The organism is Marinobacter zhejiangensis, from assembly GCF_900114775.1.
GTDB lineage: Bacteria > Pseudomonadota > Gammaproteobacteria > Pseudomonadales > Oleiphilaceae > Marinobacter > Marinobacter zhejiangensis.
This window is the reverse complement of record NZ_FOUE01000006.1, coordinates 152048-176500: the sequence shown is the minus strand read 5'-3', so window position 1 is coordinate 176500 and position 24453 is coordinate 152048. Positions and strand designations below refer to the sequence as shown.

Sequence of the window (24453 nt, the reverse complement as noted above, 5' to 3'; positions counted from 1 at the left end):
TTCTCAATTATGAAAGCTTCTGGGAGGCGGGGACCTGTACTGATAATACTGGTTTAGAAGCTCTATGGGCTGCCTCTCTTTTGTCTGCCACCTCAATCGGTTTGCCGGCAACCACCGTGCCGCCACTGTCGCTCCAGTAACCGGCGCGACTGGAAGTAAAAAGCCCCGCGCTTGCGGGGCTTTTTTATGTCGTATTCGTCAGACCTAACCCCTAAACGTCTTCCCAACCCGAGACGGGTTATCCCTTTCCAGGAAATCACAGATCTCATTACCCACTGCCGCCAGGGCTTCCAGGTTGATGCCGGTGTCGAAGCCTTCGCCGTCCAGCAGGTACAGCACATCTTCCGTGGCGACGTTGCCGGTGGCGCCGTTGGCGTAGGGGCAGCCGCCGAGGCCGGCGACGGCGCTGTCGAAGATGCGGATGCCGCGCTCAAGGGCGGCGTAGATGTTGGCCACCGCCTGGCCACGGGTATCGTGGCAGTGCAGGGCCAGCTTTTCCGCCGGTAGCAACGGCAGTACCGCATCCAGCAGGGCGTGGATTTCCTTGGGGCGGGCGACGCCGATGGTGTCGCCGAGGGAGATTTCGTCCGCGCCCAGTGCCAGCAGTTGTTCCACCACCGGAGCCACTTGGGCCGGCTTGATGGCGCCCTCGTAGGGGCAGCCCACCACGCAGGAGACGTAGGCCCGCAGGCGTTTGCCCGCGGCCTTGGCGCCTTCGGCCACCGGTCGGAAGCGCTCGATGCTTTCGGCGATGGTGCAGTTGATGTTGCGCTGGGTGAAGCTTTCCGAGGCGGCGGTGAATACCGCACAGACATCCGCGTTGGCCGCCAGTGCACCCTCCAGCCCTTTCTGGTTGGGGGTGAGCACTTCGATGGACAGGTCCGCGCGACGCTGGATACCGGCAATCACCTCATCGGTATTGGCCATCTGCGGCACCCACTTGGGGGAGACGAAGCTGCCCGCCTCGATGCGGTTCAGGCCGGTTTTGGCGAGGGCGTTGAACCAGCGGGCGCGAACGTCCGCCGGTACCGGGGTGGCCTCGTTCTGCAGGCCATCCCGGAGTCCCATTTCCACCAGGGTGACGAATTCCCGGCTCATTCGCTGTCCTCCTCTGCGCTTGTTTCTGCGACAGACTCTGCATGAAGCTCGATCAGCACCTGGCCGGAGCCGGCGTTGTCGCCTTCGTTGCAGTGGACAGCGGCAATGGTCCCGTTCACCGGTGCCCGTAGGGTGTGTTCCATCTTCATGGCTTCCAGCGCCACCAGGGCGGTGCCAGCTTCCACGGTATCGCCCACCTGGCAGGTGACGGCGGTGATGCGGCCGTGCATGGGGGCCTTGATCTGGCCGTCGCCAGCGGCATCGCCGGCCTGTTCCTCGGGGTGGTTAACCAGGGCTTCCCAGTGCACCGCGTTGGCAAAGACGCCGAGCCGTTCACCGTGGACGGCCCAGCCCAGTTTGACGGTGCGGGCGTTGAGGCGAACGATCACGCCGTCGCTGTCCGGGTCACGGTGCCACTTCAGGGCGATGGACTGATCCTCGCTGTCGAGCTGGACCCGGCCATGACCGGCGGATTCCATCCAGTAGTGCAGGGTGTCGTCTTCGCTGCCGATGCGCAGTTCGCAGCGTTGGCCTTTGGGGCCGCCGATGCGGAAGCTGTCTCTGGAATTCCAGGGAGAGCCTCCGGCGGCCGGCAGCTCGGCGGCGGTGGCGTGGTGCCAGGCCAGCCAGCTCAGCGCCATCTGCTCCCGGTGGCTGAAGGCCGGCCGGGACAGGGTGTCGCCCTGCTGCTCGATGAAGTGGGTGGTCAGCTTCGCCTCGGCAAAGTCCGGGTGTTCCAGAATCCGGCAGACGTAGTCAATGTTGAGGGTCACCCCCAGTGCGCGGTAGTGGGCGAGGGCGTTCACCAGGCGCTGGCGGGCTTCGTCGCGGGTGTGACCGTGAACGATGACCTTGGCCAGCATGGGGTCGTACCAGGGGGTGATTTCCTGGCCCTGGCACACGCCGGAATCCACCCGCACACCGGGCAGGCCCTCGGGCTCGCGCAGGCTGAACAGGGTGCCGGTCACCGGCAGGAAGTCGTTGTCCGGGTCTTCGGCGTACACCCGGGCTTCCATGGCGTGGCCGGAATAGTGCAGGGCGTCCTGGGCCCACGGCAGGGGTTCACCCTGGGCGACCTTGAGCTGCCACTCCACCAGGTCGAGGCCGGTGATCAGTTCGGTGACCGGGTGCTCCACCTGCAGGCGGGTGTTCATTTCCATGAAGTAGAAGCCAGCGCCGGGCTCGTACAGGAACTCGACGGTTCCGGCACCGACGTAGCCGATGGCTTCGCCACAGCGTACGGCGGCTTCGCCCATTTCCTTGCGGACGGCGTCCGGGATGTTCGGGGCCGGGGCTTCCTCGATGATCTTCTGGTGACGGCGCTGCACCGAGCAGTCGCGGTCGAACAGGTAGCGGCCGTTGCCGTGCTTGTCGAACATCACCTGGACTTCCACGTGGCGTGGGTTTTCCAGGTAGCGTTCGATCAGCAGGTGCGGGTCGCCAAAGCTGGACTTGGCTTCACGCTGGGCCGCGGCCACGGCGTCGTTCACCTCGGCCAGGCTGCGGACCACCCGCATGCCCTTGCCGCCGCCACCGGCACTGGCTTTGATCAGCAATGGGAAGCCGGTTTTCTCGGCTTCTTGATGGAAGCGTTCGATGGTTTGTTCATCGCCGTGGTATCCCGGCACCAGCGGTACGCCGGCTTCTTCCATCAGTGCCTTGGCAGCACTCTTTGAGCCCATGGCGGCGATGGCGCCAGCGGGTGGGCCAACAAAGTGGATGCCTTCGGCCTCACAGCGCTCGGCCAGTTCGGTGTTCTCAGACAGGAAGCCGTAGCCGGGGTGGATGGCATTGGCGCCGGTCTGGCGGGCGGCGTCGAGGATGTGCTCCACCTTCAGGTAGCTGTCTGCGGCAGCAGCAGGGCCGATGCAGATGGCTTCGTCGGCGAAATCGACAAACGGCGCGCCGGCATCGGCTTCGGAATGCACCGCCACGCAACGGATGCCCATGGCCTGGGCGGTCTTCATGATGCGCAGGGCGATTTCGCCACGGTTGGCAATCAGGAGGGTATGGATTGGGTTCGTAGTCATCGGGTTACTCCTGAATCCAGCTCGGCGACCGTTTTTCAAGGAAGGCATTGAGTCCTTCCTGACCCTCGTCACTGGTGCGTAGGTGGGCGATCAGGTCCGCGGTGTAGCGGATCAGTTCTTCGTCCGGCTGGTTGTGGCCGGTACGGGCAATCAGTTCTTTGCAGGCACCGAGGGCCTGCGGGCTGTTCTTCAGCAGCCGCTCCACCAGGTTGTTCACCGCGTCGTCCAGTTGCTCGGCGGCGACCATCTCGTGGATCAGGTCCAGGTCGACGGCGTGGTTGGCGGAGATTTCTTCGGTGGTGAGGAAGTAGCGACGGGCCTGACGGGCACCCAGTACCCGGACCACGTAGGGACCGATGGCGGCCGGTGCCAGCCCGAGGCGGGCTTCGCTGAGGCAGAAGCGGGCGTCTTCGGTGGCGATGGCCATGTCGCAGGCACACACCAGACCCACTGCGCCGCCGAAGGCTGCACCCTGGACCCGCGCGATGGTGGGCTTGGGTGACAGGTCGATGGCCTGGAGCATACCGGCGAGGGCGCGGGCGTCTTCGCGGTTTTCATCCGCGGTCAGGGTGGCGGTGTGCTTCATCCAGTTGAGATCGGCGCCGGCGGAAAAGTGCTTGCCGTCCCCGGCCAGCACGATCACCCGGCAGGCGGGATCGTCCGAGGCGCGGTTCACCGCGTCGGTCAGCGCCTTGATGATGTCGGCATCGAAGGCGTTGCGTTTGTCCGGGCGGTTCAGGGTAATCCGTGTCACACCGCGGGCATCGGTTTCGTAACGTACAGCGTCTGTGCTCATGTCGTCAGCCTCCATCACATTCTGAAGATGCCGAAGCGGGTGTCTTCGGGCGGTGCATTGAGGGCGGCAGACAGGCTCAGGCCCAGCACACGACGGGTGTCAGCCGGGTCGATGATGCCGTCGTCCCACAGTCGCGCACTAGCGTAGTAGGGGCTGGACTGGCGCTCGAACTGGTCGACCACCGGCTGCTTGAAGCTCTGCTCTTCCTCGGCCGACCAGCTTCCGCCCTGGCGTTCGATACCGGCGCGTTTGACGTCGGCCAGCACGCCAGCGGCCTGCTCACCACCCATCACCGCGATGCGGGCGTTGGGCCACATGAACATGAAACGGGGCTTGTACGCGCGGCCACACATGCCGTAGTTGCCGGCGCCAAAGCTGCCGCCGATCACTACGGTGAGTTTCGGCACGCGGGCACAGGCCACCGCGGTCACCATCTTGGCGCCGTGCTTGGCAATGCCTTCGTGCTCGGCGTCCTTACCGACCATGAAACCGGTAATGTTCTGCAGGAAGATCAGCGGAATGCCCCGCTGGCTGCACAGCTCGATGAAGTGGGCGCCTTTCTGGGCGGACTCCGAGAACAGGATGCCGTTGTTGGCGACGATGCCCACTGGCATGCCGTACAGGTGGCCGAAGCCACAGATCAGGGTCTTGCCGTAGTTGGCTTTGAATTCGTCAAACTCGGAGCCGTCCACCAGGCGGGCGATCACTTCCTTTACATCGTAAGGGGTGCGCAGGTCGCTGGGGATCAGGCCGTAAATATCGTCCGCCGGGTAAAGCGGTTCCACCGGCTCTTTCAGGGCCATGTGGTTGGGGCGGGTGTAGTTGAGGTTGGCAATGCAGCGACGGGCGCGCTCCAGGGCTTCGGCCTCGGTGCTGGCGTAGTGGTCGGCCACCCCGGAAATGCCGGTGTGGACGTCAGCGCCACCCAGTTCTTCGGCGGTGACGGTCTCGCCGGTGGCGGCTTTCACCAGCGGCGGTCCGGCCAGGAAGATGGAGCTCTGGCCCTTCACCATGATGCTCTCGTCCGCCATGGCGGGCACGTAGGCGCCACCGGCGGTACACAGGCCCAGCACGACTGCGATCTGGGCAATGCCCTTGGCGGACATGTTGGCCTGGCGGTAGAAGATGTGGCCGAAATGCTCGGCGTCCGGGAACACCTCATCCTGCTGGGGCAGGTTGGCGCCGCCGGAATCCACCAGGTAGATGCACGGCAGGTGGTTTTCCTCGGCAATGGTCTGGGCGCGGATGTGCTTCTTCACCGTCAGCGGGTAGTAAGTGCCGCCCTTCACGGTGGAGTCGTTGGCGACAATCATGCACTCGATGCCGTGGACCCGGCCAATACCGGCGACCACACCGGCGGCCGGTACGTGGTCGTCGTAGACGCCGTCGGCGGCGAAGGTGCCGATTTCCAGGAACGGCGAGCCGGGGTCCAGTACCCGCTGGACTCGGTCCCGGGGCAGCAGTTTGCCTCGGTCGGTGTGGCGCTTCTGGGCCTTCTCACCACCGCCCTGGGCGATGGTGTCGAAGCGGCTGCGAAGCTCGTCCACCAGGGCCTGCATGTGCTCGCGGCGCTGGTGGAACTCCTCGGAGTGGGGTTGAACCTGGGTATGGAGAATAGCCATAACAATCGCCCTTAACGGGATTCTTTGAACAGTTCGCGGCCGATCAGCATGCGGCGGATTTCCTGGGTGCCGGCACCAATCTCGTAGAGCTTGGCGTCACGGAGCAGGCGGCCAGTGGCGAATTCGTTGATGTAGCCGTTACCACCGAGGATCTGGATCGCTTCCAGGGCCATCTTGGTGGCGCGCTCGGAGGTGTAGAGGATGGCGCCGGCGGCGTCCTTGCGGGTGGTCTCGCCACGGTCGCAGGCCTGGGCCACGGCGTAGAGGTAGGCGCGGGAGGCGGCCAGTTCGGTGTACATGTCGGCCAGTTTGCCCTGGATCAGCTGGAACTCGCCGATGGGCTGGTCGAACTGCTTACGCTCGTGGACGTAGGGCACCACGATGTCCATGCAGGCCTGCATGATGCCGACCGGTCCACCGGACAGCACCACGCGCTCGTAGTCGAGGCCGGACATCAGCACTTTCACGCCCTGGTTCTCGCCGCCCAGTACGTTGTCTTCGGGGATTTCCACGTCCTGGAAGATCAGCTCACAGGTGTTGGAGCCGCGCATGCCCAGCTTGTCCAGCTTGGGACCACGGCTGAAGCCGGCCCAGTCGCGCTCGACGATGAAGGCGGTGATGCCGTGGGGACCCTTGGCAACGTCGGTCTTGGCGTAGATCACGTAAGTGTTGGCGTCAGGGCCGTTGGTGATCCACATCTTGCTGCCGTTAAGGATGTAGCGGTCGCCTTTCTTGTCGGCCCGCAGCTTCATGCTGACCACGTCGGAACCGGCGTTGGGCTCACTCATGGCCAGCGCACCGATGTGCTCACCGGTGACCAGCTTGGGCAGGTACTTGGCCTTCTGCTCGGCGGTGCCGTTGCGGTGGATCTGGTTGACGCACAGGTTGGAGTGGGCGCCGTAGCTCAGGCCGATGCTGGCAGAGGCGCGGCTGATTTCTTCCATCGCGATGACATGGGCCAGGTAGCCCATGGCGCTGCCGCCGTACTCCTCGCTGACGGTCATACCCAGCAGACCCATCTCGCCCAGCTTGGGCCACAGCTCGTTGGGGAACTGGTTGTCCTTGTCGGTCTTGTCAGCCAGCGGTGCGATCTGGTCGGCGGAAAACTGGTTGATCTGGTCCCGCAGCATGTCGGTGGTTTCGCCGAGGCTGTAGTTGAGGGAGGTGTACTGGCTTTTCATCTGTGTGCTCCATGTGCTGCCAAGGGCAGAAATATTGTTTTTGACTGTTGAATTAGAGATTGAGCTCTTCGATGCTGATTTCGCGCATCTTGAATTTCTGGATCTTGCCGGTGACGGTCATCGGGAATTCGTCCACCAGGCGGAAATATCGGGGTACCTTGAAGTGGGCTATGTTGGCCTTGCAGAAGGCCCGCAGATCCTCTTCGGTGGCATGCTGGCCTTCGGCCAGCTTGACCCAGGCCATCACTTCCTCGCCGAACTTCTCATCCGGTATGCCAATCACCTGGGCGTCGGAGATGGCAGGGTGGGTGTAGAGGAATTCCTCGATTTCCCGTGGGTAGATGTTCTCACCGCCGCGGATGATCATGTCCTTGATGCGGCCAACGATGGCGACGTAACCTTCGTCGTCCATGGTGGCCAGGTCACCGGTGTGCATCCAGCCGGTGCTGTCGATGGCCTTGTGGGTGGCTTCCTCGTTGTTCCAGTAGCCCAGCATCACGCTGTAGCCGCGGGTGCACAGTTCGCCTTTCTCGCCCTGGGGCACGATGGCGCCGGTGGCCGGATCGACAATCTTCACTTCCAGGTGCGGGTGGATGGTGCCAACGGTGGTCACCCGCTTGTCCAGCGGCGCGGTGGGCTCGGTTTGCAGGCTCACCGGGCTGGTCTCGGTCATGCCGTAGCAGATGGTGACGTCGGTCATGTGCATCTTGTCGATGACCTGTTTCATCACTTCCACCGGGCAGTTGGAGCCGGCCATGATGCCGGTGCGCAGGGAGGACAGGTCGAAGCTGGCAAAGTCCGGGTGCTCCAGTTCGGCAATGAACATGGTGGGCACGCCATAGAGGGCGGTGGCCTTTTCCCGGACCACCGCTTTCAGGGTGGCCTCCGGCTCGAAGCCTTCCGACGGGTAGATCATCGCGGCGCCGTGGGTGATGCAGCCCAGGTTGCCCATCACCATGCCAAAGCAGTGGTACAGCGGCACCGGGATCACCAGCCGGTCCTGTTCGCTGAAGTTCATCCGCCTTGCCACGAACAGCCCGTTATTGAGGATGTTGTGGTGGGACAGGGTGGCGCCCTTGGGCGCACCGGTGGTGCCGGAGGTGTACTGGATGTTGATCGCGTCGTCGAACTGCAGGGTGTGCTGGCGTTGCTGGTAATCCGCATCGCTGGTGGCGTCGGCGAGGGCCATCAGGTCGTCCCAGTGCTGCATACCGGGGGCCTTGTGGGCAGCGTCCAGGCAGATCACCTGTTTCAGGTCGGGGAGCTTGTCGCTGTGCAGTGGGCCGTCCAGTGCCGAGTTGAGCGCCGGGGCCAGTTCGGTGGTCATGGCCACGTAGTCCGAGGTCTTGAACTGGCCCTGCAGGATCAGCGTGGAGGTGCCGGAATGCTTGAGGGCGTATTCCACTTCGTGCAGGCGGTAACTGGGGTTGATGTTGACCAGAATGGCGCCGATCTTGGCGGTGGCGAACTGACTGATGCACCACTCGGCACAGTTGGGGGACCAGATGCCGACCCGGTCGCCCTTGGCGATTCCCAGGGCCATCATCGCTCTGGCACAGCGATCCACTTCCGCCTGCAGTTCCCGGTAGGTGTAACGCAGGTCCTGGTGGTGAACGATCAGGGCGTCGCTGTCCGGTACCCGGTTGGCGGTTTGGTCAAACGCCTCGCCGATGGTCATGCCCAGCAAGGGAGTCGTACTGATACCACTGATGTAGCTGTTCTGTGTTGCCATTACTCACCTCAATTTTGTCTTTGTACTGGTAAGTCGGTAACTGCTCGTCGTTGTTGGCTGTTGTTATTGCTATAGGGTGTTACTCAATCAGGACTCTAGCTCCCGCATAGCCTCCAGGCAGCGCTCTTCAGCGGCATCCAGTTCGGTCTGCATCAACTGGATGTCGGTCAATTGTTGCTGAAGCGCTTCGCGGCTCTGCTGGATCTTGGCCCGCAGGGCATGCAATTGCTTGAGGTTGTCGGATGTCGGGTCGTACATCTCAATCAGCTCGCGGGATTCCGCCAAACTGAACCCCAGGCGCTTGCCTCGCAGGATCAGCTTGAGCTTGACCCGGTCTTCGTCAGTGTAGATGCGGGTCTGGCCATTGCGCTCCGGCAACAGCATGCCGGCTTCCTCGTAGAAGCGGATGGTTCGGGTGGTGACATCGAACTCCCGGGCGAGGTCGCTGATGGAGTAAGTGCGTGTTTTGGTCATGCCGTTCATAGTGCGGACCCAAGTTGACGTTAACGTAAAGGTAACTCCGGTTGAGGAGGGCGTCAATGGCTTTTTGATCAGGATTTAGCCAAAGGTCTAGGCCGTGGGTGAGGGGCGGGCAAGCTCAGTAAAAACCGCTAGGGCATGGGTGTTTGCTTCAGGCAATGCCTCTGGCGCTGCTAAACTGCCAATTCATTGATCTGTCTGGAGTTCCCATGGCCGCAGCAATGGCATTGCTCTACAAACTGTTCCCTTTGTACATCACCGTTGCGATGGGGTGGTTTGCCGGGCGTTACCTGGAGGCCAGTGGTCGTCACATCGCCGGCATCATGATGTACATGATTACGCCGTCGGTGATCTTTGCCGGGGTGATGAGTGCCCCCTTGTCCACCGGCGTTGTGTTGCTGCCGCTGCTTACCTTCTGTCTGTGTACCGTGATTGCCCTGGTTCACCGGGCTCTGGCCCAGCGCTGGGTTGGTGATGACAGTGCCAGCGTGATTCCACTGGCAACCGCCACGGGGAATACCGGCTACTTTGGCATCCCGGTCGCATTGCTGCTGTTCGGTGAAGAAGGGCTCAGCCTCTACATTGTGGCCATGTTGGGCACCACCCTGTTTGAGTCCTCGGTCGGGTTTTATCTGGCGGCCAGGGGCCGGGAGGGGGTGAAAGATTCGCTGAAGCGGGTGGTGAAGCTGCCGGCCGTGTATGCCTTTGCCCTGGCGGTGCTGCTGAACCTGGCCGGCGTGCAGATTTCCGACGTGTTCCAGCCGTTGTTCGATAACCTGCGGGGAGCGTACAGCGTCTTTGGCATGATGATCATCGGGATGAGCATTGTCAGCTTCAGCGGGTTGGCCGGTAACTGGCGTTTCACCGGCCTGGCATTCTTTGGCAAGTTCGTGTCCTGGCCGCTGATGGCGCTGTCCCTGGCGTGGCTGGATAGCCAGTTTTTCCACCTCTACAGCCTGCAGGTTCACCAGGCCATCTTCCTGATTTCCATTACCCCGATCGCAGCCAATACCGTGGTCATTGCCACCTTGCTGGACACCGCGCCCAGGCAGGTGGCTGGCACCGCCTTGCTGACTACGGTGTTTGCGTTGGCTTACATTCCTGTGATGGTCGCCTTGTTCATGTAGCGTTCACGACGTGCAGGCATTGGCTTTGGCCTCGGAGATGTCGCTGCGGGCGTGGTTGATGATGCTAAGCCCCGAGGTGACCGCAAGTCCGCCCATAATTGCCGCCACCAGCAAATCCGGCCAGGCGCTGCCGGTGCCGAACACGCCAACCGCGGCCAGCATGACGGCAATGTTGCTCAAGGCGTCGTTACGACTGCACAACCACACCGAACGCATATTCGAGTCGCCGTCACGGTGGGCAAACAGCAGCATCGCGACCGAAATGTTGGCCACCAGTGCAAGTGCGCCGACGGCCCCCATGGTCATCGCTTCCGGTGGCACTCCCGCCTGCAGGTTCCAGCCCGCCCTGGCTAAGACGGCCAGACCAAACAGCAACATGGTCACACCCTTGACCAGTGCGGCCCGGCCTCGCCATAGCAATCCCATGGACAGTACGCTCAGGGACAGGACGTAGTTGGCGCTATCACCAAAGAAATCAATGGCATCCGCCATCAGCGAAACGGAGCCGGCCTGAAAGCTGGCAATACCTTCGACGAGGAACATGCCCAGGTTCACCCACAGGGCAATCCACAGGGCTCTGCGAAAGCGGGCGTCGGGCACTTTGGGTTCCGGGGCGGAGCATTGGCAGGGCATGGGTACCTCCTTGATTTCGGTTATGGAGGTATTTAAAACCCTGTAGTGGCTATAGGGTCAATGATGTGTGACAACTTTTTCGTAATCGGTGGCCATGGCTGCATCGCAATCAGTGGCCATGGCTGCCGGGAATGTGGTTACCATGCCCATTCTTTTCCGCGGGCTTCACCGCTTCCGTGAGCCCGCCGAGAATGCCGCATTGCGCCATAGTGCCGTCATTGGAGCAGGCGTCCCTCAGTTGTTCCAGTTCTTGCTCCAGATCCTGAAGCTCCCGCAGCCTTGCCCGCACATGGTTCAGGTGACGGGCCAGCAGGTCATCCACATCCTGGCAGTTGCGACCGGGTTGCTGCGCCAGGTGCAACAGCTCGCGGATTTCCTCCTGGGTCATATCCAGGGTGCGGCAGCGGCGGATGAACGCGAGTCGCTGGACGTGTTCATTGCCATAGCGGCGATATCCGCTGTCCTCGCGGGCTGGCTCTGGCAGTAGCCCCACTTTTTCATAGTAGCGGATGGTTTCGACGGGAATGCCGGTCTGTTTCGATACCTGGCCGATTTTCATGGCGGCTTTCCTGCTCCTTATGTGCCGGTTAGGTACGAAAAGCTTAGCGGCTTTGTCATACTTGCGTCACCTATCTGCGGTAGGTTCGCGGGTTTTGTAATCCACAGGAAACAAAAAAGAATGCGTGAGCGGGAACAGGAACAGAGTTCAGCCAACGGCCCCATCTATCTGCGTGTCAGGGATCAGATCGCGGATCAGATCGAAAATGGGTTGCTGCAACCCAACAGCCGCCTGCCTTCCGAGCGGGTGCTGGCGGAAAGCAACCACACCACACGGGTGACGGCGCGCCTGGCGTTGGCCCAGTTGGAGGCGGAAGGGCGAATCTACCGTTCCAACCGTCGGGGCTGGTTCGTGTCACCGCCACGCCTGGTCTATAACCCGACCGAGGATTACAGCTTCTCCGATAACGTGGTTGCCCAAGGGCGTGTCCCTGCCACGGAAACACTGGACGTTACAACGATTGAGGCCAATGCCTGGCTGGCTGCCAAAACCGGCCTGGCTGAAGGCGATCCCATTGTAAGGCTGCACCGCCGCCGACAGATTGATGGCCGCTCGGTGCTGGTTGAGAACATTTACCTGAACGCCAGGCGCCTGCCGGGTATTGAGACCTTCGACTTCAACCGTTCGCTGTGGAAGCTGATGCGGGAGCATTATGGCCTGGAGCTGGCCCGCAAGCAGATCGAAATGTTCCCGACCGCCCTGGTTGATCCCCAGGCTGAGGCGCTGGGGGTCAATGCCGGTACGGCAGGGCTCTACGTCACCCGCTGCAGTCGCGATAATGAAGGCTGCTTTGTGGAGTTCGATGAGGAATTCTGGCTTCACGATACCCTGAGTATTCAGGTAGACGTGAGATAGCTCGCGGCTTCTGGTTCGCCAACGTCCATCTGTCATAGCGCAGTCTTCAAAACGTCATCAAACCGTCATAGTGTCTCGCCAAACTGGTCTATACCAGATAAGCGAGAAACACACTGTGTCCACCTCTCAACACCCAGACATTCTCATCATCGGCGGCGGCATCCTCGGGTGCGCCATCGCCAGTTACCTCAGCCAGCAGCCAGGCCTGTCGGTGACGGTGGTGGAACGCCACGGCCTGGGTGAACAGACCACCAGCTACGCAGCGGCACTGCTGACTCGCGTGCGTCCCTATCGGGAGCTGACCGGGCTGGTGATGGAAACCTTCCAGGCGATTGAGCGCCTGAGTGACCAGGTCAGTGAGCCCTTACCCCTGCGCAAGGTTGGCAGCCTTCAGGTGTCCGCCACTACAGCGGGCAGGCAGCAACTGGAGCAAACGGCTGAGCGGGCGGCCGAGGTTGGCGTTATCGCCCACTCGATCACAGCGAATGAAGCAGTGGAGCGCGCGCCCTGGCTGGCCCTGAGCCCAGACACGGCGGCGCTGTGGCTGCCTGATGACGGCTACATCGACCCTTACGCCTTGTGCATGGCCTATGCCGCCCAAGCTCGCAAGCAGGGCGTCCGCTTTCGTCTGCGCCAGACGGTGACCGATATCCTCCAGCAGGGGAGCACCGTGACCGGTGTTCGACTGGCATCAGGGGAGCGTATTGAGGCGGGTGCTGTGATCGATGCAGCAGGCCCCTGGAGCACGGCTCTGGCCCGTCAGCTTGGGGTTAACCTGGGTATGGCTCCGGTTCGCAGTCATTACTGGATATCTGCGCCCCACGGTCGTATTCCGGTGGATGCGCCAATGACCATCCTGCCCGACAGCGGTGCCTATGCCCGCCCGGAAGTGGGAGGTCTGTTGTTTGGTCTGCGTGACCAGCAGGCGGTCTTTGCCCACCCCGACCAGCTCCCGGACAGCCTCCACGATTATTGCTTTGACGTTGACCCGACGGGAGAGGAAGCCCTGGCGGGAGGCTATGAGGCCTTGCACACCCAGTGCCCATTGTTGGATGAGTTGCAGCTGGCGCATTACGTGAGCAACGTCTCCAGCTATACCCCGGATGGTTTTTACCTGCTGGGCGCGATGCCTGGTGTGGATGGTTTCTTTGCTGCCACCGGCTGCTCTGGCGCCGGTATTGGTATGTCGGGTGGCATTGGCCGGCTGATGGCCGAGCTGGTGACAGGACAGACCCCCTTTGTTTCTCCGGAGCGGTTCCGACTGGACCGTTTCGGGACCATCGACAGTTACGACCTTGCCTTTATCCGCCGTTGTGCCGAGGCCCGCGCCCGGAAGCGTACCGGCTAATACCCATGGAGACTCTCATGAACCAAAAAGACCCCTATCTGCTCACACCAGGCCCGCTAACCACCAGTGCCACGGTCAAGCAGGCCATGCTCCACGACTGGGGCTCCTGGGACGACAATTTCAACGGCATGACGGCGGACGTGTGCCGTCGCTTGCTGGCGGTTGCTGGCGGCAGCGATACCCACGTCTGTGTCCCGATGCAGGGCAGCGGCACCTTTGCGGTAGAAGCGACGCTGGGAACGTTGATCGCACCGGAAAGTCTGACCCTGGTGCTGATGAACGGCGCCTATGGCCAGCGCATCGGCAAGATCCTCGACACTCTGGGTAGGGCGTACATCGCCATCGACAAAGGGGATTACCATCCGCCCCGGGGTGACGAAGTGGCCGAAGTACTGGCCGCGAACCCGGCTATTGCGCAGGTGGTGGTCGTCCACTGTGAAACCAGCTCCGGCATCCTGAACCCGATTGAGGAAATTGCCGAGGCCTGCCGCCAGGCTGGCAAGCGTCTCATCATCGACAGCATGAGCGCGTTTGGGGCGTTGCCGGTCAATGTCGCCGAGCTGCCGTGCGCGGCGCTGGTGTCATCCGCCAACAAGTGCTTCGAAGGTGTGCCTGGATTTGGGTTTGCCATTGTTGACCGGGCTTTGCTGGCCGCGTCTGCCGGCCAGTGTCACAGCCTCTCCCTCGACCTGTACGAACAATGGGCCTACATGGAAAAGACCGGGCAGTGGCGCTACACCCCGCCCACCCACGTGGTTGCGGCGTTCCTGCAGGCGATGAAAGAACATGAGGCCGAAGGCGGCGTTGATGGTCGCCTGGCCCGCTATACCCGCAACCGTGACCGGCTGGTGGCCGGCATGCGGGAACTCGGTTTCCGGACTCTGCTGGTGGATGAGTGGCTGTCTCCAATCATTACCACTTTCCTGTCTCCGCAAAGTCCGGCTTTTGATTTCCGTCGTTTCTACGACGCCATCAAGGCCCACGGGTTTGTGATTTACCCGGGCAAGCTGACGGTTGCTGACAGCTTCCGTGTCGGCTGTATCGGCCAGCTTCACGATGAGCAGATCGACGCGGTGATCTCTGCCATTGCGGGCGCCTGCCAGGAGCTGGGGCTGCCGCTTCCGGTACCGGCGCCTGCTGACGCCCCCGATGACCTGAAAAACGCCTGACCTGACCAACACTGATTTCAAGCAAGGACACCATTATGTACAGCTACACCCGTCGTTACACCGGACCGCTGCAGGCGGTGATTATGGACCTGGCCGGAACCTGTGTGGACTTCGGTTCCCTGGCACCGATCGAGGCGTTCCTCAAGCTGTTCGAGGCAGAGGACATTGAGCTGTCTGAAGCCGAAGCCCGTGAGCCCATGGGTACCGAGAAGCGTGAACACATCCGCCGGCTGCTGGCGATGCCGAGAATCAGTAAGCAATGGCAGAGCCGTTTTGACAAGGCCCCGGACGACGCTGACATCGACCGGCTCTACCAGGCATTCCTGCCCCTGCAAACCGCCGCGATTGCGGAGCGGGCAACGCTGATCCCGGGGGCGCTGGAGTTGCAGGCGCTGCTGCAGGAAGAGGGCGTTGCCATGGGCGTGAACACCGGCTACAGCCGCGAGATGGTTGAGGTGATGTTGCCCCGCCTGAAAGAGCAGGGCTTTGAGCCTGCCAGTGTGGTGGTGGCCACGGAAGTGCCCCAGGGGCGTCCGGCACCGCATATGAGTCTGAAGAACGCCATTGAGCTGGGTGTGACCGCAGTGCAGGCCTGCGTCAAGGTGGACGATACCGCTACCGGGATCGAGGAAGGTCTGAATGCGGGCATGTGGACCGTGGCCGTGGTGGCATCAGGAAACGCGGTTGGTCTCAGTGCAGAGGCGATGGCGGCTCTGGATGAGCAGGAGCGGATTGAGTATTTGGCTCGTGGCTATCGCGATATGGCTCCGTCAGGCGCTCACTATGTGATTGACAGCATTGCGGATCTGCCCGAGGTGCTGGCGGATATTGATCACCGGCTGGCTGCGGGCGAGCGCCCCTGATTCCGGCGCCGAAGAAACGTCATCTGCTTGTCACGTTTTTGCAATCAAATACACCTAAGGTGGTGAGGATGAAAACTGGTATAGACCAAATAAAAGAAACCTCACCCACTTGCCAAAGTATTAAGGAGAACGTTGTGAAACACCTGAAGAAAGCGCTTGCCCTGTCCGCACTGACTTTTGCCATGGGCGCCCAGGCTCAGACCGAACTGACCGTTTACACCGCGGTGGAAGCTGAAGATCTGGCGAAATACGCCGAGCGTTTCAACGAAGATCATCCAGACATCAAGATCAACTGGGTGCGCGACTCCACAGGTGTCATTACCGCTCGCCTGCTGGCAGAAAAAGAAAATCCCCGCGCTGACGTTGTTTGGGGTCTGGCGGGCACTAGCCTGCTGATGCTGAAGAACGAAGGCATGCTGGCTCCGTACGCGCCGGAAGGTCTGGAAGCGCTGTCTTCCAAGTTCCGTGACAGCGATGAAACCCCGTCCTGGGTAGGTATGGATGCCTGGATGGCGGCGATCTGTGTCAACACGGTTGAAGCCGAGAACAACAACCTGCCGATGCCGACCAGCTGGCAGGATCTGACCAACCCGGTTTATCAGGGGCACGTGGTCATGCCGAACCCGAACTCTTCCGGTACTGGCTTCCTCGACGTGTCTGCCTGGTTGCAGATGATGGGCGAAGACGAAGGCTGGACCTTCATGGATGGCCTGCACCAGAACATCAGCCGCTACACCCACTCCGGTTCCAAGCCTTGCAAGATGGCGGCTTCTGGTGAAACCGCGATCGGTGTTTCGTTTGCTTTCCGTGGTGCCCGTCTGAAAGAGCAGGGCGCGCCTCTGGAGCTGGTATTCCCGGATGAAGGTCTGGGTTGGGAAGTGGAAGCGACCGCTATCGTAAACGGTACCGACAACCTGGACGCGGCTCAGACTCTGGTTGACTGGTCCATCAGCCGTCAGGCCATGGAAATGTACAACGAAGGCTACGCCATCGTGGCAATGCCTGGTGTTGCCAAGCCGATCCCGCATTTCCCGGACAACGCGGAAGAGCTGATCATCCAGAACGATTTTGCCTGGGCTGCCGGCAACCGCGAAGCCATCCTGGCCGAGTGGGCGAACCGTTACGACAACAAGTCTGAGGCTGAGTAATCGGCTTCGTTCCTGGGCGTAGCCTGGGAAAGTGTGCGAGTGGCCGATGGCTGGTCTTCCTTCGCTGCCCCTCAAGGTACATCCATGTACCTGGCGGGGCTCCGCGGCATCCATGCCGCTGCTACGGAAGACCAGCCATCGGCCACCGTTGGATTTCGAGATACATCTAATTTTTAACGCGGTGAGGTTTTTACCATGACCCAACAAACCCAAGGAAGTCGCCTGGAAATCCAGGGAGTTCAAAAGAATTTCGGCGATTTTACTGCCCTAAAGAGCATTGATCTCACCATCGAACCCGGTGAGCTGGTGTGCTTCCTCGGGCCATCGGGGTGTGGCAAAACCACCTTGCTGCGAATCATTGCCGGGCTGGAGCAGCAGAGCGCTGGCCAGTTGTTCCAGGGCAGTGATGACATCTCCCTCAAGCCGCCCAAAGACCGGGATTTCGGCATTGTGTTCCAGTCCTACGCGCTGTTTCCCAATATGACGGTGTGCGACAACATTGCTTACGGCCTGCGCAGCATCGGTATGGGCAAGACCCAGATCAAGGCGCGGGTATCGGAGCTGCTGGAGCTGATTGGTCTGAGCGACCACGCAAAGAAATACCCGGCCCAGTTGTCCGGCGGTCAACAGCAGCGGGTGGCACTGGCGCGGGCGTTGGCGCCTTCTCCGGGGTTGTTGCTGCTGGATGAGCCGCTGTCGGCGTTGGATGCCAAGGTTCGCCATCACCTGCGCAGTGAGATTCGTAACCTGCAGAAAAAGTTGGGCGTGACCACCATCCTGGTGACCCATGACCAGGAAGAAGCGCTGGCCATGGCAGACCGGGTGGTAGTGATGAATAACGGCGTTATTGAGCAGGTGGGCACGCCGCTGGAAATCTATCAGCAGCCGAAGTCGGCTTTTGTGGCGGAGTTTATCGGCGCCATGAACTTCATCGACAGCGCCCCGCTCAACGGTCAGCGGGTCAAGGTCGGCAACCGGGAACTGGAACTGGTGCGCCCGATGCCAGAAGTTCAGGACAGTGTACGCCTGGCGATCCGTCCGGAAGACGTACACCTGATGCCGGTCGGTGATGGAGACTGGGAAGGTCGCGTTGAAGCGATGGATTACCTGGGCGCCTTTATCCGTACCCAGATTCGCCTGTCTGACGTGGAACTCGACCTGGTGGTGGATGTTGATCCACGCTCGGCCCGTCAGCTTGACCTAGTGGTTGGGCGCTCGATCTGCCTGCACCTGCCGTCGGATGCGCTGCATTGTTTTGCGGCCTGACGGTCCTGTTTTCAGCAACCTGATTTACCTTGGTACAACTCGTTCATGATTGATTCCGCTGTGCTCCCCAACCGCGCCTGGTCCCTGACCGGGCTGCGCCAGAAACTGTCTGGCCGCTGGCTGTTCTCTGTCCTGCTGGTGGCCGGCTGCGCCGTTTTGTCACTGCTGGTGCTGGCGCCCCTGTATACGCTGCTCTCGAAGAGTGTGGAGAACAAGGCCGGTGAGTTTGTCGGCTTAGACAACTTTGCCCGTTACCTCAGTTCCGGCGGTATCGAGTCGGCGTTCTTCAATTCCCTGTGGGTGGCCGGTTTGAGTACCGTCATCGTGGTGTCGCTGGCGTTCATGGCGGCCTGGGCACTGACCCGTACCCGGCTGCCAATGACCGGGTGGGTCCGGGGTGTTCTGGTGCTGCCGATCCTTGCGCCGTCGCTGTTGCCTGCGATCAGTCTGGTGTACCTGTTCGGCAATCAGGGTGTCCTGAAGGACTGGCTGATGGGCGCGGAAATCTATGGCCCTATCGGTATTATCATGGGCTCCTGTTTCTGGACCTTTCCCCATGCGCTGATGATCCTGCTGACGGCGATGGATAACGCCGATGGCCGTCACTATGAAGCTGCAACGGCGCTCAAGGCGAGTGCCTGGCGGACGTTCTGGACGGTGACGGTGCCGGGGGCCCGTTACGGCCTGGTGAGTGCCGCTTTCGTGGTCTTTACCCTGGTGATTACCGATTTCGGGGTGCCCAAGGTCATTGGTGGCCAGTTCGATGTACTGGCCACGGATATCTACAAGCAGGTGATCGGCCAGCAGAAGTTCGAGATGGGGGCTGTGGTCAGTGTCCTGTTGCTGCTGCCGGCGATGCTGGCGTTCTTCGCTGACCGCTATGTACAACGCAAGCAGTCGGCCAGCTTTACCGCCCGTTCAGTGCCCTATAAGCCCCGGGTGGACCGCAAGCGCGATGCCATTGGCGCGATGGTGCTGACCCCGACCGTGATCTTCATTCTCGCGATTATCGGTATGGCTGTGTATGCCTCGTTCGTGAAGTTTTGGCCCTACAACCTGGACCTGAGTCTCAATAACTATCAGTTTGGCCGCATGGACGGCGGTGGCTGGGGGGCCTACATCAACAGCCTGCAGATGGCGCTGGGCACCATGCTGGTGGGTACTGGCCTGGTGTTCTTCAATGCCTGGCTGATGGAGCGTACTCCCCAGCCGAAGCTGTTGTCCGGTGCTTTCCAGTTCCTGTCGCTGTTGCCTTTGGCGGTGCCGGGGCTGGTGCTGGGCCTGTCCTACATTTTCTTCTTCAACCACCCGGACAACCCGCTGAACGTGATCTATGGATCGTTGCTGATCCTCATTCTCTGTACCGTTAGCCATTTCTATGCGGTGTCTCATTTGACGGCGGTCACGGCGCTGAAACAGCTGGATAAAGAGTTCGAGGCGGTAGGCGAGTCCCTCAAGGCGTCCCGCTGGCGGGTACTGTTCACCGTGACTCTGCCGCTGTGCCTGCCGGCAATCCTGGATGTGGCGCTGTACCTGTTCGTGAATGCCATGACCACGGTCTCGGCGGTGGTGTTCCTGTACGGCCCGAACTCGCAGCTGGCGTCAGTAGCGGTGTTGAGCATGGATGAAGCTGGCGACATCGCTCCGGCGGCCGCGATGGCGGTGCTGATCACGGTGACCTGCGCTGGTGCCAAGCTGATCCAGGGGGCGTTACGCTACTGGGTGGATCGTTCCACCCGGGCCTGGCGTCAGGGCACGGAGTGATTCCGCAGCCCGGGGCCTCCCGATGACCCTGTCCGCAATTATCATTGTCCTGATTTCAGCCCTGGCCCATGCGGGCTGGAATCTGTTTGGCAAGAAAGTCAGCCCCAGCGCCGCATTCTTCTGGCACAGCACCTTGTGGAGTGTGGTCATCACCCTGCCGGTGCTGGTCTGGTACTCCGGAATGCTGGTGGGGCTGGATGCCCGGCTCTGGTGGCTGGTGGCCCTGAGTGGGCTGTTTCAGGCTTCCTACCTCAGTTTCCTCGCCGCCGCCTATCGTCATGGTGAGCTGTCGGTGGTTTATCCGTTGGCTCGCTCCTCCCCACTGCTGATCCTGCTGGTGGGCGCAATCTTCCTTGGCACTGCAGAACGGATTACCGTCCCGGCGGTGTTTGGGATTGTGATGATTGTGGCCGGTTGTGTGGTGCTGCCGATGCAGCGGTTCCGGGATTTCAGTCTCAACAACTATCGTAACCTGGCCACTCTGTTTGCGCTGTTGACCGCTGCCAGTACCGCCGGTTATTCCATCGTTGATGACGCCGCAACGTCACACATGCGTGACCTGTTGCAAGGCCATTGGCTGGACGGCGAAGTGGCCCTGGTGTTTGTCATCCTCCAGGCAGGGGCGACGGTGCTGTGGCTCAGTCTGGGGTTGTCCCTGCAGGCTGCGGAACGTCAGCATTGGCGGCGGATGTGGGCCAGTTGGCCGAGTACCATGGCCGCCGGAACCCTGATGCTGGGTACCTATGCGCTGGTGGTGTGGGCGATGGCTTACGTCGAGGATGTCAGCTACGTGGTGGCCTTCCGCCAGATCAGCATTCCTATGGGTGTGGCCATGGGCTGGTATTTCCTTGGGGAGAAGCTGCACCCGCCCAAACTGCTGGGCGTTGCGGTCATTCTGGCCGGGCTACTGCTGGTGGTGCTGGGGTAGGTCTGGGGACAGGGCAATGGGAAGGCCCGCGGGGCGGCGGCGACGGGCCGCTCGCTCCGGGGAAGCCGGCGACCGCTCACGCAGGGCCGTCACTTTGATGAAAGCCCCGCTGCGAAGGTGAGTCTGGGCGAGGTTGAGAAAGCGCAGGGTCATGCCCTTACGGACTCATCAATCAGGATTGGCCAGCGATGGGCGCGGGCATGGGACGCCAGCTGCGGGTCTGGGTTCATGGCCACCGGGTGATCAACATGCTTCAGCAACGGCAGGTCGTTGTGGGAGTCTGAGTAGAACCAGACTTTTTCGGGCGTGGACGCGCGTCCGGACAGCCATTGTTGCAGTGCATTGATCTTGCCATCGCGGAATGGCCGGCGTTGGCCGATGGCGCCGGTAAGGGTGTCATCCTGCCACTCCAGCTGGACACCAATGCCCTCGCCAATACCCAGGGTTGCGGCAATGGGAGACACCAGGTGCTCGCCGGTGGCGGAAATAATCAGCACCTCATGCCCCTGGCCTTTGTGCCACTCCACCCGCTCGCGGCCTGTTGGCAGCACCAGTGGCTGGATGATGGTGCTCACAAACTCCTCGACCAGTTCGGTCACCTCTGGCCGGCGCCAGCCTTTCAGGGGTGCCAGGCTGAAGGTCATATAATCTTCCAGGTCCAGTTCGCCGGCGTGGTACGCGGCCATAAAGGCCTGATCCTTGGCCTCAACATCGGCAGTGTTATCAATCCCCTGGTCGCGCAGAAAGTGGGTAAACAGTTGAGAGCTGTCTCCGCGAATCAGGGTTTCATCCAGGTCAAATACGGCAAGCATGTCTCACTCCTTTGGTATACACCAGATTGTCGCGGAGGTGTATTACCGGCGTGTGACAGTTCTCCGGGCTTGATCCACTCTCCAGCAAACGCAACAATGCCCCTCAACTTTTCGCACCTCCATAAGAAGGCAGTTTATGGCCAGAACACCCGCCGCCAAGAAGTCCACCAAAAGCTTCGAGCAAACCCTCTGGGACACCGCCGACAAGCTTCGGGGCACGGTTGAGTCCTCCGAGTACAAGCACGTGGTGCTCAGCCTGATCTTCCTCAAGTTCGTCAGCGACAAGTTCGAGGAACGCAAGCAGGAACTTATCGACGAGGGCCAGGGCGATTATGTGGGCATGGTGGAGTTCTACGCCATGAAGAATGTCTTCTACCTGCCGGAAGAAGCTCGCTGGTCCCATATCCAGAAGCACGCCAAGCAGGACGACATTGCCCTGAAGATCGACACCGCCCTGAGCACCGTCGAGAAGACCAACAAATCCCTGCGCGGCGCGCTGCCGGACAACTACTTCTCCCGCCTGGGCATCGACGTCAGCAAACTGGCGGCGTTGATCGACTCCATCGACAACATCGACACGGTAGAAGACCGTGAACAGGACGTAGTAGGCCGGGTGTACGAATACTTCCTCGGCAAGTTCGCCGCCACCGAAGGCAAGGGCGGGGGCGAGTTCTATACCCCCAAGTGCGTGGTTAACCTGATTGCCGAGATGATCGAGCCCTACCAGGGCAAGATCTACGACCCCTGCTGCGGCTCCGGCGGGATGTTCGTGCAGTCGGTGAAGTTCGTGGAGAGCCATCAGGGCAACCAGAAAGACATCTCCATCTACGGCCAGGAATACACCGCCACCACCTACAAACTGGCGAAGATGAACCTGGCCATCCGGGGCATTGCCGGCAACCTCGGCGAGGTACCGGCGGACAGCTTCTTCAAGGATCAGCACCCGGACCTCAAGGCCGATTTCATCATGGCCAACCCGCCGTTCAACCTGGACCAGTGGCGGACGGCGGACGAACTCACTGACGACCCACGCTGGGCCGGCTACGAAGTGCCCCCGGTGGGCAATGCCAACTACGCCTGGATTCTGCACATGATCTCCAAGCTCTCCGAGCATGGCACGGCGGGCTTTGTCATGGCCAACGGTTCCATGTCCACCAACACCAAGGGTGAGGGCGCCATTCGCCAGAAGATCATCGAGAACGATCTGGTGGACTGCATGATCGCACTGCCCGGCCAGCTGTTCTACACCACCCAGATTCCGGTGTGCCTGTGGTTCCTCACCAAGAACAAACAGGCCCAGACCATCCCCGGCCACAACGACAGCAACCACCGCAACCGCCAGGGCGAAACCCTGTTCATCGACGCCCGTAATATGGGCTCCATGACCAGCCGCATCCACAAGGAACTTACGGCCGACGACATCGCCCACATCGCCCGCACCTACCACGCCTGGCGGGGCGAAGCGAAAGACGGCGACTACGAGGACGTGCCCGGCTACTGCAAGTCCGTCACCCGTGACGACATCCAGGCCAACGACTACGTACTCACCCCCGGCCGATACGTGGGCGCGGCAGAGATTGAGGACGACGGCATCCCCTTCGAGGAAAAGATGAAGGACCTGACCCAGACCCTGTACCGGCAGATGGCGGCAGGGGATAAACTGGATGCGGTGATTCGGGAGAATCTGGAGGGGCTTGGGTATGGGGAGTGAGTGGCTGGAAGTCCCTTTCGAGGACCTATTGTCGGAGCCCGTGCGGAACGGGATCTATAAAAAGAAGGAGTTTCATGGATCAGGCGCAAAGATTGTAAATATGGGGGAGTTATTCGGATTCCCCAGACTTTTCGATGTGCCTATGAAACGAGTTGAATTAACCGAGAACGAAATCAAAAAAGCAACGCTCAAGGCGGGGGATTTATTATTCGCCCGGAGATCGCTTACTGCTGAAGGGGCTGGTAAGTGTTCGATTGTTAAAGAAATAAAAGAGTGCACAACGTTTGAGTCTTCAATAATCCGGGCTAGGCCTGACCAAGCAAAGGCGCTTTCTGAGTATCTGTATTATTTCTTTCTTTCCCCGCGCGGTCGGCATTTGATTGGCTCAATTCTCCGTCAAGTCGCAGTAGCGGGAATTACTGGCGCTGATTTGAAAAAGCTTCCAATTGTAGTTCCCCCATTGGGCGAGCAAGCTGCAATTGCTCAAGTTCTTGGCTCTCTAGAGGACAAAATCACCCTAAACCGCCAAATCAACACCACCCTAGAATCCATGGCCCAGGCCCTGTTCAAAAGCTGGTTTGTGGATTTCGACCCGGTGATCGACAACGCCCTCGCCGCCGGCAACCCCATTCCGGACCCCCTGCAAGCCCGCGCCCAGGCCAGGGCCGCCCTGGGCGACCAGCGCCAGCCGCTGCCCGAGTCCATTCGCAATCAGTTTCCGGATCGGTTTGTGTTTACCGAGGCGTTGGGGTGGGTGCCGGAGGGGTGGGGGGTTGAGCCTATAGGCAATTTGATCGAGCTCGCGTATGGCAAATCGTTACCTGCGACCAAAAGGATTGAAGGAAGCGTCCCTGTGTATGGTTCAGGTGGACTGTCGGGATATCACAATGCCTCGCTTGTTCAGGGGCCTAGCATTATTGTTGGAAGAAAGGGTACTGTTGGCTCGTTGTATTGGGTGGAAGAAGACTGTTTTCCAATCGATACCGTTTTTCACGTGGCCAACAAATCACACCTTCCACTTCATTGGGTATTCCAAGCCCTAAAGCTGGTTGACATAAAGTCAATGGGAGCTGATTCGGCTGTTCCCGGTGTTAACCGGAATGTTGTTTACGCGACGAAGTTGGTTGTTCCACCAGAAGAAGCTCTTGGTCACTACTCCAATCAGGTCGAGGCTATCTTCGCCCGTTGTAAGGCGTTGCGAGATGAAAGCAGCGCGCTTGGCAGCCTCCGCGACACTCTCCTCCCCAAACTCCTCTCAGGCGAACTCCGGGTGCCGGAGGCGGAACGGCAGGTGGCGGAGGTGCTGTGACATGCCCCGCGGGCTGTATGGC

The 24453-nt window shown here is 60.8% G+C and carries 22 protein-coding genes; 11 read left to right on the top strand and 11 right to left on the bottom strand.

Annotated features, from left to right (window positions below; translation table 11 throughout):
- Positions 1-204: 204 nt before the first annotated feature.
- The 7 genes from BMZ67_RS16940 to BMZ67_RS16910 all read right to left on the bottom strand — a co-directional run bounded on the left by BMZ67_RS16940 (position 205) and on the right by BMZ67_RS16910 (position 8942).
- Positions 205-1098, bottom strand: coding sequence for a hydroxymethylglutaryl-CoA lyase (locus tag BMZ67_RS16940; protein ID WP_092026023.1), 894 nt, complete (start codon positions 1096-1098; stop codon positions 205-207).
- Entirely contained in the window at positions 1095-3128 is a 2034-nt protein-coding gene (locus BMZ67_RS16935) for an acetyl/propionyl/methylcrotonyl-CoA carboxylase subunit alpha (protein WP_092026020.1), read from the bottom strand. Before BMZ67_RS16935 ends, BMZ67_RS16940 begins: the two co-directional genes overlap by 4 nt.
- A gap of 4 nt (positions 3129-3132) precedes the next feature.
- Positions 3133-3924, bottom strand: a complete 792-nt coding sequence (locus BMZ67_RS16930; RefSeq protein ID WP_092026018.1) for an enoyl-CoA hydratase/isomerase family protein — start codon at positions 3922-3924, stop codon at positions 3133-3135.
- A gap of 14 nt (positions 3925-3938) precedes the next feature.
- Positions 3939-5546: a carboxyl transferase domain-containing protein gene (locus BMZ67_RS16925; protein ID WP_092026015.1), complete on the bottom strand. Its 1608-nt coding sequence runs from the start codon at positions 5544-5546 to the stop codon at positions 3939-3941.
- 11 nt (positions 5547-5557) lie between these two features.
- Positions 5558-6727, bottom strand: a complete 1170-nt coding sequence (locus BMZ67_RS16920) for an isovaleryl-CoA dehydrogenase (protein ID WP_092026013.1) — start codon at positions 6725-6727, stop codon at positions 5558-5560.
- A 52-nt stretch (positions 6728-6779) separates the two neighbouring features.
- The gene (locus BMZ67_RS16915) at positions 6780-8459 is read right to left on the bottom strand and encodes an AMP-binding protein (protein ID WP_092026011.1); all 1680 of its coding nucleotides are present in this window, start codon (positions 8457-8459) and stop codon (positions 6780-6782) included.
- Positions 8460-8546: 87 nt separating this feature from the next.
- Positions 8547-8942, bottom strand: coding sequence for a MerR family transcriptional regulator (locus BMZ67_RS16910; RefSeq protein WP_425434255.1), 396 nt, complete (start codon positions 8940-8942; stop codon positions 8547-8549).
- A 206-nt stretch (positions 8943-9148) separates the two neighbouring features.
- Here BMZ67_RS16910 and BMZ67_RS16905 point away from each other — a divergent pair, with 206 nt between their 5' ends.
- Positions 9149-10066 carry an AEC family transporter gene (locus tag BMZ67_RS16905; RefSeq protein WP_092026008.1) on the top strand — a complete coding sequence of 306 codons (918 nt, stop codon included), beginning with the start codon at positions 9149-9151 and terminating at the stop codon, positions 10064-10066.
- 3 nt (positions 10067-10069) lie between these two features.
- Here the strand turns inward: BMZ67_RS16905 and BMZ67_RS16900 are convergent, their stop codons facing one another.
- Together BMZ67_RS16900 and cadR are read right to left on the bottom strand one after the other, a co-directional pair.
- Positions 10070-10699 (bottom strand): cation efflux transmembrane domain-containing protein, encoded by a 630-nt coding sequence (locus BMZ67_RS16900; RefSeq protein WP_092026005.1) that lies wholly within the window; start codon positions 10697-10699, stop codon positions 10070-10072.
- Between the two features lie 109 nt (positions 10700-10808).
- Positions 10809-11258, bottom strand: a complete 450-nt coding sequence (gene cadR, locus BMZ67_RS16895) for a Cd(II)/Pb(II)-responsive transcriptional regulator (RefSeq protein ID WP_092026002.1) — start codon at positions 11256-11258, stop codon at positions 10809-10811.
- 120 nt (positions 11259-11378) lie between these two features.
- Here cadR and BMZ67_RS16890 point away from each other — a divergent pair, with 120 nt between their 5' ends.
- The 8 genes from BMZ67_RS16890 (at position 11379) to BMZ67_RS16855 (ending at position 20599) form a co-directional block, all read left to right on the top strand.
- On the top strand, positions 11379-12113 hold the full coding sequence (locus BMZ67_RS16890; RefSeq protein WP_092025999.1) for a UTRA domain-containing protein: 735 nt from the start codon (positions 11379-11381) through the stop codon (positions 12111-12113).
- A 115-nt stretch (positions 12114-12228) separates the two neighbouring features.
- Positions 12229-13461 carry an NAD(P)/FAD-dependent oxidoreductase gene (locus BMZ67_RS16885; protein WP_175481961.1) on the top strand — a complete coding sequence of 411 codons (1233 nt, stop codon included), beginning with the start codon at positions 12229-12231 and terminating at the stop codon, positions 13459-13461.
- A gap of 17 nt (positions 13462-13478) precedes the next feature.
- Positions 13479-14630: a 2-aminoethylphosphonate--pyruvate transaminase gene (locus BMZ67_RS16880; protein WP_092025993.1), complete on the top strand. Its 1152-nt coding sequence runs from the start codon at positions 13479-13481 to the stop codon at positions 14628-14630.
- A 35-nt stretch (positions 14631-14665) separates the two neighbouring features.
- Positions 14666-15493 (top strand): phosphonoacetaldehyde hydrolase, encoded by an 828-nt coding sequence (phnX, locus tag BMZ67_RS16875; protein ID WP_092025990.1) that lies wholly within the window; start codon positions 14666-14668, stop codon positions 15491-15493.
- A gap of 134 nt (positions 15494-15627) precedes the next feature.
- Positions 15628-16641 carry a putative 2-aminoethylphosphonate ABC transporter substrate-binding protein gene (locus tag BMZ67_RS16870; RefSeq protein ID WP_217642517.1) on the top strand — a complete coding sequence of 338 codons (1014 nt, stop codon included), beginning with the start codon at positions 15628-15630 and terminating at the stop codon, positions 16639-16641.
- A gap of 195 nt (positions 16642-16836) precedes the next feature.
- Positions 16837-17907, top strand: coding sequence for a putative 2-aminoethylphosphonate ABC transporter ATP-binding protein (locus tag BMZ67_RS16865; RefSeq protein ID WP_092025985.1), 1071 nt, complete (start codon positions 16837-16839; stop codon positions 17905-17907).
- A gap of 45 nt (positions 17908-17952) precedes the next feature.
- The gene (locus BMZ67_RS16860; RefSeq protein WP_092025982.1) at positions 17953-19671 is read left to right on the top strand and encodes a putative 2-aminoethylphosphonate ABC transporter permease subunit; all 1719 of its coding nucleotides are present in this window, start codon (positions 17953-17955) and stop codon (positions 19669-19671) included.
- A 22-nt stretch (positions 19672-19693) separates the two neighbouring features.
- Positions 19694-20599 carry an EamA family transporter gene (locus BMZ67_RS16855; protein ID WP_092025979.1) on the top strand — a complete coding sequence of 302 codons (906 nt, stop codon included), beginning with the start codon at positions 19694-19696 and terminating at the stop codon, positions 20597-20599.
- Here the strand turns inward: BMZ67_RS16855 and BMZ67_RS18630 are convergent.
- Entirely contained in the window at positions 20576-20752 is a 177-nt protein-coding gene (locus tag BMZ67_RS18630; protein WP_175481960.1) for a hypothetical protein, read from the bottom strand. The genes BMZ67_RS16855 and BMZ67_RS18630 overlap by 24 nt on opposite strands.
- Positions 20749-21411 (bottom strand): HAD family hydrolase, encoded by a 663-nt coding sequence (locus tag BMZ67_RS16850; protein WP_092025976.1) that lies wholly within the window; start codon positions 21409-21411, stop codon positions 20749-20751. Before BMZ67_RS16850 ends, BMZ67_RS18630 begins: the two co-directional genes overlap by 4 nt.
- Positions 21412-21547: 136 nt before the next feature.
- Between BMZ67_RS16850 and BMZ67_RS16845 the strand changes: the two genes are divergently transcribed.
- Both BMZ67_RS16845 and BMZ67_RS16840 read left to right on the top strand, forming a co-directional pair.
- A complete protein-coding gene (locus tag BMZ67_RS16845) occupies positions 21548-23122 on the top strand; it encodes a type I restriction-modification system subunit M (RefSeq protein ID WP_092025972.1) in 1575 nt (524 codons plus the stop codon).
- Positions 23112-24431 carry a restriction endonuclease subunit S gene (locus BMZ67_RS16840; protein WP_092025969.1) on the top strand — a complete coding sequence of 440 codons (1320 nt, stop codon included), beginning with the start codon at positions 23112-23114 and terminating at the stop codon, positions 24429-24431. The genes BMZ67_RS16845 and BMZ67_RS16840 overlap by 11 nt, the downstream gene beginning before the upstream one ends.
- Positions 24432-24453 lie beyond the last annotated feature (22 nt).